11 protein-coding genes are annotated in these 14,958 nt (G+C 75.2%); 9 read left to right on the top strand and 2 right to left on the bottom strand.

Annotation, left to right across the window (positions count from 1 at the left end):
- Position 1 precedes the first annotated feature (1 nt).
- The 8 genes from ACWF41_RS00490 (at position 2) to ACWF41_RS00455 (ending at position 13,033) form a co-directional block, all read left to right on the top strand.
- Positions 2–1,003, top strand: a complete 1,002-nt coding sequence (locus ACWF41_RS00490; protein WP_380319154.1) for a carbohydrate ABC transporter permease — start codon at positions 2–4, stop codon at positions 1,001–1,003.
- Positions 1,003–1,845, top strand: a complete 843-nt coding sequence (locus ACWF41_RS00485; protein ID WP_380319157.1) for a carbohydrate ABC transporter permease — start codon at positions 1,003–1,005, stop codon at positions 1,843–1,845. Before ACWF41_RS00490 ends, ACWF41_RS00485 begins: the two co-directional genes overlap by 1 nt.
- A complete protein-coding gene (locus ACWF41_RS00480; protein WP_380319160.1) occupies positions 1,842–3,152 on the top strand; it encodes an alpha-L-fucosidase in 1,311 nt (436 codons plus the stop codon). Before ACWF41_RS00485 ends, ACWF41_RS00480 begins: the two co-directional genes overlap by 4 nt.
- A 4-nt stretch (positions 3,153–3,156) precedes the next feature.
- Positions 3,157–5,682 (top strand): glycoside hydrolase family 2 protein, encoded by a 2,526-nt coding sequence (locus tag ACWF41_RS00475; protein ID WP_380319163.1) that lies wholly within the window; start codon positions 3,157–3,159, stop codon positions 5,680–5,682.
- On the top strand, positions 5,679–8,006 hold the full coding sequence (locus ACWF41_RS00470; protein WP_380319181.1) for a glycoside hydrolase family 3 protein: 2,328 nt from the start codon (positions 5,679–5,681) through the stop codon (positions 8,004–8,006). The genes ACWF41_RS00475 and ACWF41_RS00470 overlap by 4 nt, the downstream gene beginning before the upstream one ends.
- On the top strand, positions 7,990–11,166 hold the full coding sequence (locus ACWF41_RS00465; RefSeq protein ID WP_380319166.1) for an alpha-mannosidase: 3,177 nt from the start codon (positions 7,990–7,992) through the stop codon (positions 11,164–11,166). The genes ACWF41_RS00470 and ACWF41_RS00465 overlap by 17 nt, the downstream gene beginning before the upstream one ends.
- The gene (locus ACWF41_RS00460) at positions 11,163–12,089 is read left to right on the top strand and encodes an ROK family protein (RefSeq protein ID WP_380319169.1); all 927 of its coding nucleotides are present in this window, start codon (positions 11,163–11,165) and stop codon (positions 12,087–12,089) included. Before ACWF41_RS00465 ends, ACWF41_RS00460 begins: the two co-directional genes overlap by 4 nt.
- 80 nt (positions 12,090–12,169) lie before the next feature.
- The gene (locus tag ACWF41_RS00455) at positions 12,170–13,033 is read left to right on the top strand and encodes an aminoglycoside phosphotransferase family protein (protein WP_380319172.1); all 864 of its coding nucleotides are present in this window, start codon (positions 12,170–12,172) and stop codon (positions 13,031–13,033) included.
- 3 nt (positions 13,034–13,036) lie between these two features.
- Here the strand turns inward: ACWF41_RS00455 and ACWF41_RS00450 are convergent, their stop codons facing one another.
- Complete coding sequence (locus tag ACWF41_RS00450) at positions 13,037–13,762, bottom strand: FadR/GntR family transcriptional regulator (protein ID WP_380319175.1); 726 nt, start codon at positions 13,760–13,762, stop codon at positions 13,037–13,039.
- A 97-nt stretch (positions 13,763–13,859) separates the two neighbouring features.
- Here ACWF41_RS00450 and ACWF41_RS00445 point away from each other — a divergent pair, with 97 nt between their 5' ends.
- Positions 13,860–14,237 (top strand): nuclear transport factor 2 family protein, encoded by a 378-nt coding sequence (locus ACWF41_RS00445; protein WP_380319178.1) that lies wholly within the window; start codon positions 13,860–13,862, stop codon positions 14,235–14,237.
- Positions 14,238–14,303: 66 nt separating this feature from the next.
- Here ACWF41_RS00445 and ACWF41_RS00440 read toward each other — a convergent pair whose 3' ends face one another.
- Positions 14,304–14,930 carry a superoxide dismutase gene (locus ACWF41_RS00440; protein WP_380319040.1) on the bottom strand — a complete coding sequence of 209 codons (627 nt, stop codon included), beginning with the start codon at positions 14,928–14,930 and terminating at the stop codon, positions 14,304–14,306.
- Positions 14,931–14,958: the final 28 nt, after the last annotated feature.

Raw genomic sequence — 14,958 nt, 5'->3', positions numbered from 1 at the left:
GATGACGACCGACGTCCTCGCGGGAACCCTGGCCACCGGTGAGCCGGCGGCCGGGGCCACCCGGCGCAGCCGGACGAGCAGCCGGACGCGCAGCAGGCGCCCGCGCCCCACCTCGGGCGCCGCGCTCTACCGGCCCTGGTGGACCCCGTGGCTGTGGGTCGCGCCGGCGCTCGTCGTCATCGGGGTGTTCGGGGTCTTCCCGTTCCTCAACACCATCGTGCTGTCCTTCACCGACGCGCGGCCGCTCGGCGGCGGCGGCGACTGGGTGGGCATGGACAACTACTCGCGCATGGTCGCGGACCCGGCGTTCTGGCTCGCCGTGCGCAACTCCGTGCTCTACGCGGTCGTCGCGGTGCCGCTGCTCGTCGTGCTGCCGCTGATGCTCGCCCAGCTCGTGTACAAGAAGGTCCCGGCCATCGGGTTCTTCCGGACGGCGTTCTATGCCCCCGTGGTCGCGTCGATGGTCGCGGTCGCGCTGGTGTGGCAGAACCTCGTGTCCGAGAACGGGCCGATCAACACCGCGCTCAAGCAGGTCGGGCTCATCGACTCCCCGATCCCCTTCCTGTCGGACACGACGCTGCTGCTCCTCACGGCCGTGGCGCTGACCGTCTGGAAGGGCCTCGGGTGGTACATGATCTTCTACCTCTCCGCCCTGGCCAGCGTGCCCAAGGACCTCTACGAGGCCGCGTCGCTCGACGGCGCCGGCACGTTCCGCCAGTTCGTCCACGTCACCGTCCCCGGCGTCCGCCTCACGATGCTGCTCGTCGGCATCATGTCGGGCATCGGCTCCCTGCGGGTGTTCACCGAGATCTACATCCTCGGCGGCGCGACGGGCGGCGTCGGCGGCCAGGCACGGACCCTGCCGTTCTACATCCGGGACGTCGCGCTCGACCCGATCGCGGGCAACGTCGGCTACGGCGCCGCCATCTCCGTCGCGCTGTTCGTCCTGACGATCGGCCTCGCGGTCGCGTCGCACAAGCTCGGCTCCAAGGAGGAGGACTGATGAACTGGTGGCGCACGCGCGGCCGCACCCGCGCGCTCGTGACGCGGTACGTCCTCCTGCTGGTCGTGCTCGCGATCTCCGTGGGCCCGCTGCTGTGGCAGTTCTTCTCGTCCCTCAAGGGGCCGCAGGACGCGCTGTACGGCAGCTCGGCGACCTTCTTCCCGGAGCACCCGACGTTCGCGGCCTACCAGACCGTGTTCGAGCAGGTGCCGATGGGCACGTACATCCGCAACAGCCTGATCATGTGCCTGCTCACGGTGTTCTCGCAGGTCGTCTTCCCGACGCTCGCGGGCTACATGCTCTCGCGCCAGGGCTGGCGGGGCCGCGGCGTCTTCTACTGGGTGCTCATCATCTCGATGATGTTCCCGTTCGAGTCGATCATGGTCTCGCTGTACACCCAGATCACCGACCTCGGCCTCGACGACTCGTTCATCGGTGTCTGGCTCCCCGGCGCGATCTCGGCCGTCAACGTCCTCATCACGAGGGCGGCGTTCAGCGCCGTCCCGAACGAGGTCGAGGACGCCGCGATGCTCGACGGCGCCGGCGAGCTCCGCCGGTTCTGGAAGGTCTACCTCCCCGCGGCGCGGGGCGCGATGGTCGTCGTCGTCATCAACTCGTTCATCGCCGCCTGGGACGACTTCCTCTGGCCGTTCATCGTGCTGCGGTCGGAGGAGCTGTACACGCTCTCCCTCGGCCTGTCGCGCCTCGCGGCCTCGTCCCTCTCGTACGACCCGCGCGTCACCATGGCCGGGTCCATCATCGCCATCGTGCCGATCCTCGTGCTCTTCGTGGCACTGCAGCGGCACTTCTTCAAGGGCGTGGAATCAGGAGCAGTGAAGTGACCCCGAACCAGGACGTCCTCCAGGACGTCGCGCCCCGGACCGCCGACGCCGTGCTCGTGCCGACGGCGGAGCAGCTGCGCTGGCAGCAGCTCGAGGTGGGCATGTTCTTCCACTTCGGCATCAACACGTTCCACGCCAAGGAGTGGAGCGACGGCACCCTCCCGGCGTCGTCGTTCGACCCGACCGAGCTCGACGCCGACGAGTGGGTGGCGCTGGCCGTGGCCGCGGGCGCGACCTACGTCGTGCTCACCGCCAAGCACCACGACGGGTTCTGCCTGTGGCCGACCTCGACCACCGACTACTCCGTGGCCTCGTCGCCGTGGCGCGACGGTCAGGGCGACGTCGTGGCCGAGGTCGCGGCGGCCTGCCGCGCGGCGGGCCTCGGCCTCGGCCTGTACCTGTCGCCCTGGGACCGGAACCACCCGGCCTACCAGGACCCGGAGGCGTACGCCGACGTGTACGTCACCCAGCTCACCGAGCTCTGCACGCGGTACGGCCCGCTCGTCGAGCTGTGGTTCGACGGCGCCGGCTCGGAGGGGTACTCCTACGACTGGGCGCGCATCATGGACGTCGCGCGCACGCACCAGCCGCAGGCGATGGTCTTCAACATGGGGGCCCCGACGATCCGGTGGGTCGGCAACGAGGACGGGCTCGCCAGCGACCCCGTCGAGTACGTCGTGCACCACACGCAGATGAGCAACTACACCGTCGTGACGACGCAGTTCGCGGAGGCCCTGTACCTGCCCCCGGAGTGCGACGTGTCCGTGCGTCGCGGCTGGTTCTGGGCGCAGGACGACGAGCCCAAGTCGCTGGAGCACCTGCTGGCGATCTACTACCGGTCCGTCGGGCTGGGCGCGAACCTGCTGCTCAACGTCCCGCCGGACCGCCGCGGCCGCATCGACCCCGCGGACGCCGCGGTGGTCACCGCGTTCGGCGACGAGCTCCGCGCGAGGTTCGGGGACGCCGTCGCGGCGACGCTCACCCGCACCGGGGACACCACCTGGCGCGCCGACCTCGGCGACGCGCCGGTGGAGCTCGACCACGTGCTGGTCCGGGAGGACCTCGCCGGGGGCCAGCGGGTCACCCGGCACGAGGTCCGCCTCGACGGGGCCGTGGTGGCCCAGGGCGGCACGGTCGGGGCGGGGCGGCTGCACGTCGTGGACGCGCCGGCCACCCGCGCGCTCGAGATCGAGGTGGAGGGCCCGGGCGCCCGCATCGCGGAGGTGCTGGTCCACCGGACCGGGCACCGGACGGCCCCGGTGGTGCCCGAGGGCTACAGCGCGCCGACCGACTACCCGGAGGACTGAGCACGTGCACGACCGGAGCACGCAGGACGAGGCCGCCGCGGGGACCGATCACCGCACGGTCCACCGCACCGACCTGGCAGGCACGGGCTGGACCGTGCGGCTGGTGGGCGAGGCCGGCGACGGCGCCCCGGCCGACGAGGTCGTCGCGCGGCTGCGGGACGGGATCGCGGCATCGGTCCCGGGGTGTGTCCACGACGACCTGCTCGCGGCGGGCGTCATCGCGGACCCGTACGTCGACGACAACGCCGCGGCGGTGCGCTGGGTGGGCGAGAGCGACTGGGTCTACGAGGCCGAGGTCGAGCTGCCGGACGCCGTCGCGGCGGGCCGGGTCGAGCTTGCCCTCGACGGCCTCGCGACCGTCGCCACCGTCCGCGTCAACGGCAGCGAGGCCGTGGCCACCGCGAACATGCACCGGTCGTACGCCGTCGACGTCTCGGCGCTGGTCCGCTCCGGCGCGAACCGCGTCGCCGTCGAGCTCTCCTCGGCCGCGCGGGCGATGCTCGCCGCCGACGACGGCCACCTGCCGTACGACTGGGCCTACCCGTACAACCGGCTGCGCGTCATGGCGTCGAGCGTGGGGTGGGACTGGGCGCCGCCGCTGGTCACCGCCGGCCTGTGGCGCCCCGCCCGGATCGAGGCGTGGACCGGCGTGCGGCTGCGGTCGCACGCCCGCGGCACCGTCTCGGCGGACCTCGCCGAGCGCCGCGTCGTCGTCGCCGTCGAGCTCGACGGGCAGGACGACGACGCCGCCACGGGCGAGGTGGAGATCGCGGTCGGCGGGAACCGGTCGCGGCACGCGGTGACCGGCCGCGCGGAGATCGTCCTCGACGTGCCCGACGCCGAGCTGTGGTGGCCGCGCGGGTACGGCGCCCCGACGCTCCACGACGTGACGGTCGGCCTGGTCGGGACGGACCAGGAGCAGGCCCACCGGGTCGGGCTGCGCCGCGTCGACCTCGACACGTCGCCCGACGAGCACGGGCGCCGCTTCGTCGTCGTGGTCAACGGGCGCGAGGTCTTCGCGCGCGGCGCGAACTGGATCCCCGACGAGCTGCTGGCCTCGCGCATGACGGCCGAGCGCTACGCCGAGCGCGTGGGCCAGGCGGTCGACGCGCACATGACCATGCTGCGCGTGTGGGGCGGCGGGGTCTACGAGGGCGACGCGTTCTATGCGGCGTGCGACGCCGCGGGGATGCTGGTCTGGCAGGACTTCGCCTTCGCGTGCGCCGCCTACCCCGAGGAGGAGCCGCTGCGCTCCGAGGTCGAGGCGGAGGCCCGCGAGCAGGTGCGGCGGCTCTCGGCGCACCCGAGCGTCGTCGTGTGGAACGGCTCCAACGAGAACCTGCAGGGCTGGAGCGACTGGGGCTGGCCCGACCGGGTCGGCGACCGCACGTGGGGCGAGGGGTACTACCGCGAGCTCCTGCCGCGCGTCGTCGCGGAGGAGGACCCCGGCACCCCGTACGTGCCGTCGAGCCCGTTCTCCTCGACGGACGGCGTCGCGCCGAACGCCGACGGGGAGGGCACGAGCCACCTCTGGGACCAGTGGAACCTGTTCGACCACACCACGTACCGCAACCACGTCCCGCGCTTCGCCGCGGAGCTCGGCTTCCAGGCCCCGCCGACGTGGGCGACGCTCTCCGCCGCGCTCACCGAGCGGCCGGTCGACGTCCGCGGCGCGGCGATGGCGACCCGGCAGCGGCAGGTGGGCGGGATGCGCCACCTCGTGCGGCGGCTGGACGGGCACGTCCCCGACCCCGACCTCCTGCTCGACGACGTCGACGACTGGTCCTGGGCGACCCAGCTCAACCAGGCCGACGCCCTGCGCACCGCCGCCGACCACCTGCGGGGCTCGTGGCCGCGCACCGCCGGGATGCTCGTGTGGCAGCTCAACGACGCGTGGCCGGGGATCTCGTGGTCGGTGATCGACCACGGCGGGCGGCCCAAGCCCGGCTGGCACGCGCTGCGCCAGGCGTACGCGCCGCGCACCCTCTCGATCCAGCCGCACGACGGCGCGCCCCAGGTCGTCCTCGTCAACGACACCGACGCGGTGTGGCAGGCGCGGGTCGTCGTGCGGCGCGTGCACGTCGTGGGCGGTCCGCTGGGCGGCCCGGCGGAGGCGGAGCGGACCGTCGAGGTCGCCCCGCGCTCCGTGGCCCGCTGGGACGTGCCGCCGCAGGTCGCGCTCCCCGGCGCGCGCCGCGACGAGGTGCTCGTAGCGGACTGCGACGGGCTGCGCGCGTGGTCCGCGCTGTGCCGTGAGGACGGCGTGCGCTGGGCGCGGCCGGCGCCGTCGGTCGAGGCCGCGCGGACCCCGCAGGGCTGGCGGGTGCGGGTCACGGCGGACGTCGTGACCTGCGACGTCGCGTTGCTCGTCGACCGGCTCGACCCGGCCGCGCGGGTCGACGACCTGCTGACCCTCCTGCTCCCCGGCGAGACCGTCGAGCTCGACGTGACCGGCGCCGAGGCCGCCGACCCGGCGGCGTTCGGCGCGCGCCCCGTACTGAGGACGAGGAACGACCTGTGGCACCGATGACGCACGAGGACCCCGCGGTGCGGGGCACCGGCACCGACCCGGCGCGGCGGCGCGCCGCCGAGGTGATGGCGGGCATGTCCCTGCGGGAGCGGGTGGGCCAGCTCAACCAGCGGCTGCTCGGCTGGCAGGCCGTCGAGCGCACCGCCCGGGGCAGGTGGCGCACCACCGACCTGCTGCGCGAGGAGGTCGACCGCTGGGGCGGGCTCGGAGCGCTGTACGGCCTCTTCCGCGCCGACGCGTGGTCGGGGCGGGGCTGGGCCGACGGCATCCGGCCGCAGGAGCGGGCCGAGGTCGCCGCCCTCGTCGTCGAGGAGGTGCGGGCCGCGTCCGGGCAGGGCGTCGGGCCGCTGCTCGTCGAGGAGGCCCCCCACGGGCACCAGGCGCTCGGCGCCGCGCTGCTGCCCGTGAACCTGGCGGTGGGCGCCACGTGGGACGCCGCGCTGTACCGGGAGGCGTGTGCGTCGGTCGCGACGTCGCTGCGGGCCGACGGCGTGCACCTCGCGCTGCTGTCCACCCTCGACCTGCTCCAGGACCCCCGCTGGGGCCGCTCCGAGGAGTGCTACGGCGAGGTCCCCGCGCTGGCGGCGCGGATGACCGAGGCCGCGGTCGTGGGCATGCAGGGGCCCGGCCGCTCGCGCCTGTCCGGCAACGCCGCCGACGGGACCGGCGTCGGCGTCGTCCTCAAGCACTTCGCCGCGCAGGGCGCGGGCACGGGCGGCCGCAACGGGCACTCCGCGGCGCTGGGCCCGCGGGACCTCGCCGAGCTGCACCTGCCCGCCGCCCGCGCGGGCGTCGCGGCCGGGGCCCTCGGCCTCATGGCCGCGTACAACGACATCGACGGCGTCCCGTGCGTCGCGAACCGTGCCCTCCTGACCGACCTCCTGCGCGGCGAGTGGGCCTTCGACGGCCTCGTCATGGCCGACGGGCTCGCCATCGACCGGATCGTCGAGCAGGTCGGGGACCCCGTCGCCGCGGCCGCCGCGGCGCTGCACGCGGGCGTCGACCTGTCGCTGTGGGACCGGTCGTTCACGATGCTCGAGGACGCGGTGGCGCAGTCGCCCGACCTGCTGGCACCCGCCGTGGACGAGGCCTGCCTGCGCGTGCTCACGGTCAAGGCGTGGTCGGGCCTCCTCGGGCCGCTCGACGCGGCGCCGCAGCCCACCGAGCGTCCCGACCAGCGGGGCCACGGGGCCGCCCGCGACCTCTCCACCGCGATCGCGGCCCGGTCCGTCGTCCTGCTGCGCAACGAGCCGCCCGCGGGCGCGGACCGCCCGGCGCTGCCGGTCGCTCCCGGCGGAAGATGGGTCGTCACCGGGCCGCGCGCCGACGACGTCGACGCCCTGCTCGGCGACTACGTCGCCCCGCTCGCCCCGGACCGCCGGCTGTCGGTCGCGGACGCGCTGACGGCGTCGTCCGGGCGGGACGGCGTCGTGGTCGAACGCGTGGACGCCGACGCCGACGACGCGGCCGCCGCGCTCGCCGCGGCGGACGGGGTCGTCGTCGTGCTCGGCGGGTCGAGCCACCGCGCCTACACGGACGAGTTCGCGGACAACGGCGCGAACGCCGGCCAGACCGCGGCGGACTGCGGGGAGGGCGTCGATCTCGCCTCCCCGGTCCTGCCCGCCGGGCAGGTCGAGACGCTCGCCGCGGTGCGCGCGGCCGCGCGCGGACCCGTCGTCGCGGTCGTCCTCGCCGGGCGCCCGTACGTGCTCACGGCCGTCGTCGCGCACGCCGACGCCGTCCTCCTCGCCTTCTACCCCGGGCCGGACGGCGGCCGCGTGATCGCGGACCTGCTGCTCGGCGCGCGCCAGCCCGCAGGACACCTGCCGGTGACCTTGCCCGCGCACCCGGGCGCGATCCCGGTGCGCGACGACGAGCGGATGCCCGCCGAGAGCGTCTACCGCGACGTGCCGGAGCCGGTGCTCGCGCGCGTCGGGGACGGCATCGGCTACGGCGGTCTCGACGTCCATGGGGTGCGGCTCGCGGTGGACGGGGAGGAGCTGCTGGTCGAGGCGGACGTGCGCGCCGCCGCGGGGGACTGGGACGGCGAGGGTCTGCTGCTCGTCCGGTCGCGGCGGGTCGGCGGCCTGGACTGGGCGCGCACGGTCGTCGTCGGATGGGAGCGCGTGAGCGTCGCGCCCGGGGCCGGGTCGCGGGTGTCCGTGCGCGTCCCGACGGACGACGTCCTGCGCCCGGACCTGCCCCTCGCGGTCCTCGGGGACCGCCGTTCGCGCGTCGAGGTGGCCATCGCCGGGCGGCGGTGGTCGTTCGACGTCGCGCAGGACGGCGCCGGGGAGGTGACCGTCGATGGGGCTCGAGCCTGACGACGTCACCCTCGGTCGCGTCCGCCGCTTCGTCGACGAGCGGCTCGCCCCGGCGCTGGACGCCGCGAGCGCGCCGGTCACCGTGACGGCCTGGTCGCGGCCGGGGGAGCCGGTGCGCCCGGACGTGGTCCTGGCCCTGCCGGACGACGCGTTCCACCCTGTGGCGCCGGGCGAGCCCTGGGGCGAGCCGTGGTCGACGACGTGGCTGCGGCTGCGCGGCGAGGTGCCGGCCGCGTGGGCGGGCGCGGAGTTGCTCGTCGACCTGGAGGTCGACCTCGGGTTCACGCGCGACACCCCCGGCTTCCAGGCCGAGGGCACGGCGCGCGCGCACGACGGCCGGGTGCTCAAGGGCGTCTCGCCGTACAACCGGCGCGTGCCGCTGCCGCTCCTCCTGCGCGCGGACCGCACCGGCTGGGACGCCTGGTCCGCCGGGGCGGCCGGCCTGCCCGTGGACGTGTGGGTGGAGGCCGCGGCCAATCCGGTCATGGACCCGGACTTCACCTTCGCGCCGACGCCGCTCGGCGACCCCGCGACCCTGCCCGCCGTCCCCCAGTACGCGTGGGGCGAGATCGCCCTGCGGCTGCGGGACGACGCCACGTGGGGGCTGTGGCGCGACGTGCGCGTCCTGCGCGAGCAGCTCGAGGTCCTGCCCGACCCCGGGCTGCGCCGCGGCCGGGTGCTGCGGGCGCTGGCGCGGATGCTCGACGTCGTGCAGGTCGCGACCCCCGAGGCGCTCCGGGCGTCCGCCGCCGCGGCGCGCGCGGAGCTCGCGGGCGTGCTGGCCGAGGGCAACGGGGACGCCGGGCACGAGGTCGTGGCCGTCGGCCACGCGCACATCGACTCGGCGTGGCTGTGGCCCTTCCGGGAGACGCGCCGCAAGGTGGTGCGGACGTACTCCAACGCCCTCGCGCTGCTGGAGGAGTACCCCGAGACGACGTTCGTGACCTCCTCCGCGCAGCACCTCGCGTGGGTGCAGGAGAGCGAGCCGGAGCTGTTCGAGCTGATCCGGGCCGCGGTCCGCCAGGGCCGGTTCGTCCCGGTGGGCGGGATGTGGGTCGAGTCCGACACCGTGCTGCTGTCGGGGGAGTCCATGGCGCGCCAGCTCCTCGAGGGGACCACGTGGTTCCGCGACGAGCTGGGGGTGCGCTGCCGCGAGGTCTGGCTGCCCGACTCGTTCGGATACTCCGCGGCCCTGCCGCAGATCTTCCGCGCGGCGGGCATGCGCCGGTTCCTCTCGCAGAAGATGTCGTGGAACGACACCAACCGGATGCCGCACCACACGTTCACCTGGGAGGGCATCGACGGGTCGCGCGTGCTCGCGCACTTCCCGCCGGTCGACAACTACAACAGCGACCTCACGCCGCGCCAGCTCGCCCACGCGGAGCGGAACGTCGCGGACTCCGACACGGTCTCCGCCGAGCTCTCGCTCGCGCCGAGCGGCTGGGGCGACGGCGGCGGCGGCCCGACGCGCGAGCACGCCGAGACGGCGCGGCGCGTGCGCGACCTCGCCGGCTCGGCCCGCGTGACCTGGGGCACCCCCGAGGACTTCTTCGCCCGGTCGGAGGCGCTCGCCGCCGCCGCGCAGGCGCGGGGCGAGGCCTCGCCCGTGTGGGTCGGCGAGATGCCGCTCGAGCTGCACCGCGGCATCTCGACGTCGCAGCAGCGGCTCAAGGCGGACAACCGGCGGAGCGAGTCGGCGCTGCGCGAGGCCGAGCTGTGGTGCGCCACCGCGACGCGGCGCACCGGCGCCGCCTACCCGCTCGACGAGCTGCGCGGGCTGTGGCGCACCGTGCTGCTGCACCAGTTCCACGACGTCCTGCCCGGCTCGTCCATCGCCTGGGTCTACCTGGACGCGGCGCGCGACCACGAGCGGGTCCAGCGGCGGTGCGCCGAGCTGGTGGCCGGTGCGCTGGACGCGCTCGCCGGCGCCGCGCCGCAGGACGCGCCGGCGACCGGCCGGGACGCGCTGTGGGCGAACCCGAGCCCCGTCGTCCTCGACGGCCTCGAGCCGATGACCGTGGGCCGCCGTCTCCGGGCCGAGGCGCCGTCCGCGCGGGCGGACGGCGCGGTGTGGACCCTCCAGGACGACGCGCTGCGCGTGGTCGTCGACGGCTCCGGCCACGTGATCGGTCTCGTCGACCTCGCGACCGGGCGCGACGCCGTCGCCGCGGCGGGACCGGCGAACGCCGTCCGGCTGTTCCGCGACCTGCCGAACCGCTGGGACGCGTGGGACGTCGACGCGCACGCGCACCGCGTGTCCCGCGACGTGCCCGAGGCCCGGGTCCGGGTCGAGGACGGCGCGATCGTCGTCGAGCGCGTCCTCGGGCCGGGCGGGAGCACCCTGTCGCAGCGCCTCGGGCTCGTGGACGGCGCGCTCGAGGTCACCACGACGGTGGACTGGGCCGAGCGCGAGGAGCTCCTCGTGCTGTCGTGGCCGCTCGACCTGCGCGCGCACGAGGTCGCGGCGGAGACGCAGTTCGGCCACGTCCGCCGGCCCACGCACCGCAACACGAGCTGGCAGTCGGCGCGGTTCGTCGACGTCGCCCACCGCTGGGTGCACGTCGGGGACGCCGGCTTCGGCGTCGGCATCGCGAACCGCACCACCCAGGGGTACGACGCGGCGAGCGAGGTGCGCCCCGACGGCGGGACCACGACGACCGTGAACCTGCACCTGCTGCGCGGGCCGCGGTACCCCGACCCGGGGGCCGACCTCGGCCGGCACACGTTCGTCCACCGCATCCGCCCGGGGGCCGGGGTCGCCGACGCCGTCCGGGACGGCTACGCCCTGTCGCTCCCGCCGCGCCCGGCGCCGTCCGGCGGTGTCGTCGGGCCGCTGGTGCGGCTCGACGGGCCCGGCCTGCTCGTGGAGTCGGTCAAGCTCGCGCACGACGCGAGCGGGGACCTCGTCGTCCGGCTCTACGAGCCGCTCGGCGCGCAGGCGAGCGTCGGGGTGACGGTCGACGGGCCCGGGACGGTCACGCGCGTCGACCTCCTCGAGGAGCCGCTCGGGGACGAGGCCGACGGCTGCTCCCGGTTCGAGGAGTGGTCGGCCGGCGACGCGTGCGGTGCCGCGCTCGTCGTGCGGCCCTTCGGGATCGTCACCCTCCGGGTGACGGACGCAGGGGACCCGCGCACCACCCGAGGAAGGGAATCATCATGACGACGCGACAGGGCGTCCCGGGTACCACGGTCGGCATCGACATGGGCGGGACGATGATCCGCGGAGGGCTGGTCGGGCCCGACGGCTCCCTGCGGGACGTCGTGCGTCGGCCGCTGCCCCGCACCCCCGAGGCCCGGCACTCCGCGGTGCTCGAGCTGGCTCGGGACCTCGGGCGGCACGCCGAGGCCGTCGGCGTCGCCGTGGCCGGCGTGGTCGACGACGGCCGCCTCCTGCTCAGCGCGAACCTGGGGCTCGGGGACGTCGACCTGCGGTCGGCCCTCGTCGAGGTCACGGGGCTGCCCTCCGAGGTCATCAACGACGCGCAGGCCGCGGCCCTCGCCGAGGTCCACGGGAGCGGTGCGCAGGGCCTGGTCCTCGTCGTCACGGTCGGCACGGGCATCGGTGGCGCGGTCGTCCTGGACGGCAGGCTCGTGCGAGGGCGCGGGTTCGCCGGCGAGATCGGCCACGTGATGGTCGACCGCGGCGGGCAACCCTGCGGGTGCGGCGCCGCCGGCTGCTGGGAGGGCCTCGCGTCCGGAGAAGCGCTGCGCCGTGCGGCCGAGCGTGTCCTACCGGGTCCGGACCGCACGGTCGACCGCCTCGTCGCCGCCGCCGACGCGGGCGACCCCGGCGCCGTCGGCGCCCTGATGGAGGCCGCCGAGGCCTTCGCCGACGGGCTCGACGGCATGTGCGCGGTCCTCTCGCCGCACCGCATCGTGCTCGGTGGCGGCGTGTTCGCCCGGGGCGGCCTCGTCGCCGACGTCTACCGGTCCCAGGCCGCCACGAGGCGGTGGGTCCGCGGGGCCGAGATCACGATGGCCGCCCTGGGCGACCAGGCAGGGCTCCTCGGGGCCGGGCTGGCTGCCCGCGAGCTCGCGGCCGGCCCGCCGGCGGCCGTCATGGCTCCCGCCCACGTCGGCTGACGGGTCCGGCGCCGACCTGGGCCGGGCGTCCGCGAGGAAAGAGCTGGGTGCCCGCCCGCCCCGGTGCCAGGATCCTGGGTGTGGAGACGCCCGCCCTGACCCGTGCGACCGCCGCCGCGACCGCGATCGCCGTCGCGCAGGGCCTGCCGGTCGACGCCGTGACCGTGCTCCACGACTCCAACAAGCTCGCGCTGCGGCTGGAGCCGTGCGGGGTGATGGCGCGGGTCGCCCCGGTGGGGAAGGAGGTCGCGGAGCTCGAGGTCGACGTCGCGCGACAGCTCGCCGACCTCGGGTCGCCCGTCGCCGCCCTGGAGCCCCGGACGGGCCCGGCGGTCCACGTCCGCGACGGGTTCGCGGTGACCCTGTGGGTGTACTACGCGCCGACGGCCCCTTCCGTCGCGCCGGGCGCCTACGCCCTGGCCCTGGAGCGCCTGCACGCCGGGATGAGGGGCGTCGACGGCACCTTCCCTCGGTTCACCGACCGGATCGCCGAGGCCGAGCGGGTCGTCGCGGAGCCCGGGCTCTCCCCGGAGCTGCCCGACGACGCCCGCGCGTTCCTCGGCGGCACGCTCCGGCGCCTGCGCCCCGCCGTCGACGCCACCGGGCGCGAGCAGCTGCTCCACGGCGAGCCCCACCCGGGCAACCTGCTGAGCACCCACGACGGCCCGCTGTTCATCGACCTCGAGACGTGCTGCCGCGGGCCCGTGGAGTTCGACCTCGCGCACGTCCCCGCCGCGGTCGCCGAGCGCTACCCGGGCGTCGACCAAGAGCTCCTCGACCACTGCCGCGAGCTCGTGCTCGCGATGGTGGCGGCGTGGCGGTGGGAGAAGCGGGACCAGTTCCCCGACGGGCGGCGCTTCGGGGAGGAGCTCCTCCGCGTGCTGCGCGACGGCCCCCCGTGGCCCACCCTCGACGCGGTGATCCCGCGACCGGGTGGGGCGTAGCGGTCAGTCGTCCGTGTCGTCGGCGTCGTCGGTGTCTGCGGCGACTTCCGGGTCGGGGAGGGTCTCCTCGACGTCCAGGAGGTGCGCGGCCATGCGGACGCGGGCCGCCTCGGCGTCGCCGGCGGCCAGTGCCCGCCAGACGGCCTCGTGGTCGCGCTGGGTGCGCTCCTCCGCGCCCTGCTCGTGGCGGCCGCGCCACAGGCGCTCGCGGAACGTGCGGCCGGCGATCGCCTCGACGAGGGCGGTGGCGACGGGGTTGCCGCCCTGCTCGGCGACGATGCGGTGGAACGCGGTGTCGGCCTCGATGAAGGCGGCGTGGTCGATGTCGTCCTGGGCGAGCGTGCGCGCCGCCTGATCGAGCACGACGCGGGCCTCCTCCAGCGCCTTGGGCGTGATGCGGTGGGCGGCCAGGCCGGCGGCCTCCGTCTCGAGCACCCGCCGCACGGCGTGGAAGGGACGGGCGCTGGTGTCGCCGTGCAGGTCGACGACGAACTGCAGCGAGGACATGAGGCGCGCGGGGTCGAGGCTGGTGACGTAGGTGCCGTCGCCCTGGCGCGTGTCGAGGACGCCGAGCACGGTGAGCGCGCGCACGCCCTCGCGCAGGGAGCCGCGGGAGACGCCGAGGCGGTCGGCGAGGTCCTTCTCCACGGGGAGCCGGTCGCCGGGGCCGAGCTCGCCGCCCGTGATCATGCGGCGGACGCCGTCGACGACCTCATCGGTGCGGGACATGCCTGGATTATGGCGCAGTTCGGGCGGCGGTGCCGCGATTCCTCCGATGAATTCGCCGACCCGTGCGGGCAGCCCGGCGGGTTCCTAGCCTGGGGCGATGCCGGACCTGCCGACGGACCTGACGACCGACGACCTGCTGGCCCTGGAGCGACGGGGGTGGGACGCGCTGTGCCGGGGGACCGGCGGCGCGTTCTACGGGGCGCTCATGACGCCCGCGGCGCTCATGGTGCTCGTCGACGGCTCGGTGCTCGACCGCGACGCGGTCGCGGCGTCGCTGGACGGGGCGCCGCCGTGGGACTCCTACGACCTGCGCGACGTCCGTCGCGTCGGGCTCGTGGATGGGGCCGCGGCCCTCGTCTACCGGGCGCGGGCGGTGCGGGGCGGCGACGCGCCCTTCGAGGCGCTCATGACGAGCACCTACGTCGTCCTCGACGGCGAGCTCCGCCTGGCGCTGTACCAGCAGACAGCGCTGTGAGCGGGCGTCTGGCCCCGTTTCCCGACGGAAACAGGGCCAGACGCCCGCTCACAGCGTGGGGTGTCGTCAGGCGGGGACGATGAGCCCGGCGGTCTGGGTGCGGGCGCGCTGGAGGCGGGCGGCGACGTCCTGCCAGTTCGCGATGTTCCACACGGCCTTGACGTAGTCGGCCTTGACGTTGAGGTAGTCGAGGTAGAAGGCGTGCTCCCACATGTCCAGCATGAACAGCGGGGTGATGCCGACGGGGACGTTGGCCTGCTGGTCGAAGAGCTGGAAGATGGCGAGGCGCTGGCCGATGGAGTCCCAGCCGAGGACGGCCCAGCCGGAGCCCTGGATGCCGGTGGCGACGGCGGCGAACTGGGCCTGGAACGCCTCGAACGAGCCGAAGGTGTCCTTGATGGCCTCGGCGAGCTCGCCCTCGGGCTCGCCGCCGCCCTCGGGGGACAGGTTGTGCCAGAAGACGGTGTGGTTGGTGTGGCCGCCGAGGTTGAACGCGAGGTTCTTCTCGTGCAGGTTCACCGCGGCGTTGTCGCCGGACTCGCGGGCCTCGGCGAGCTTCTCCAGCGCCGTGTTGGCGCCGGTGACGTACGCGGCGTGGTGCTTGTCGTGGTGCAGCTCCATGATCTTGCCGCTGATGTGCGGCTCGAGGGCGCTGTAGTCGTACGGCAGGTCGGGCAGGGTGTAGACGGACATCTCGTTCCCTTCGCGAGGCTGGTGTCGT

It is taken from the genome of Isoptericola sp. NPDC055063, from assembly GCF_053608125.1.
This window is presented reverse-complemented; position numbering and strand designations above follow the sequence as displayed.

Bases quoted from the DNA above. Each gene is read 5' to 3' on its own strand.
- ACWF41_RS00490 (WP_380319154.1), top strand. From the start codon at position 2: ATGACGACCGACGTCCTCGCGGGAACCCTGGCCACCGGTGAGCCGGCG.
- ACWF41_RS00485 (WP_380319157.1), top strand. From the start codon at position 1,003: ATGAACTGGTGGCGCACGCGCGGCCGCACCCGCGCGCTCGTGACGCGG.
- ACWF41_RS00470 (WP_380319181.1), top strand. From the start codon at position 5,679: ATGACGCACGAGGACCCCGCGGTGCGGGGCACCGGCACCGACCCGGCG.
- ACWF41_RS00465 (WP_380319166.1), top strand. From the start codon at position 7,990: ATGGGGCTCGAGCCTGACGACGTCACCCTCGGTCGCGTCCGCCGCTTC.
- ACWF41_RS00460 (WP_380319169.1), top strand. From the start codon at position 11,163: ATGACGACGCGACAGGGCGTCCCGGGTACCACGGTCGGCATCGACATG.
- ACWF41_RS00450 (WP_380319175.1), bottom strand. From the start codon at position 13,762: ATGTCCCGCACCGATGAGGTCGTCGACGGCGTCCGCCGCATGATCACG.
- ACWF41_RS00445 (WP_380319178.1), top strand. From the start codon at position 13,860: ATGCCGGACCTGCCGACGGACCTGACGACCGACGACCTGCTGGCCCTG.
- ACWF41_RS00440 (WP_380319040.1), bottom strand. From the start codon at position 14,930: ATGTCCGTCTACACCCTGCCCGACCTGCCGTACGACTACAGCGCCCTC.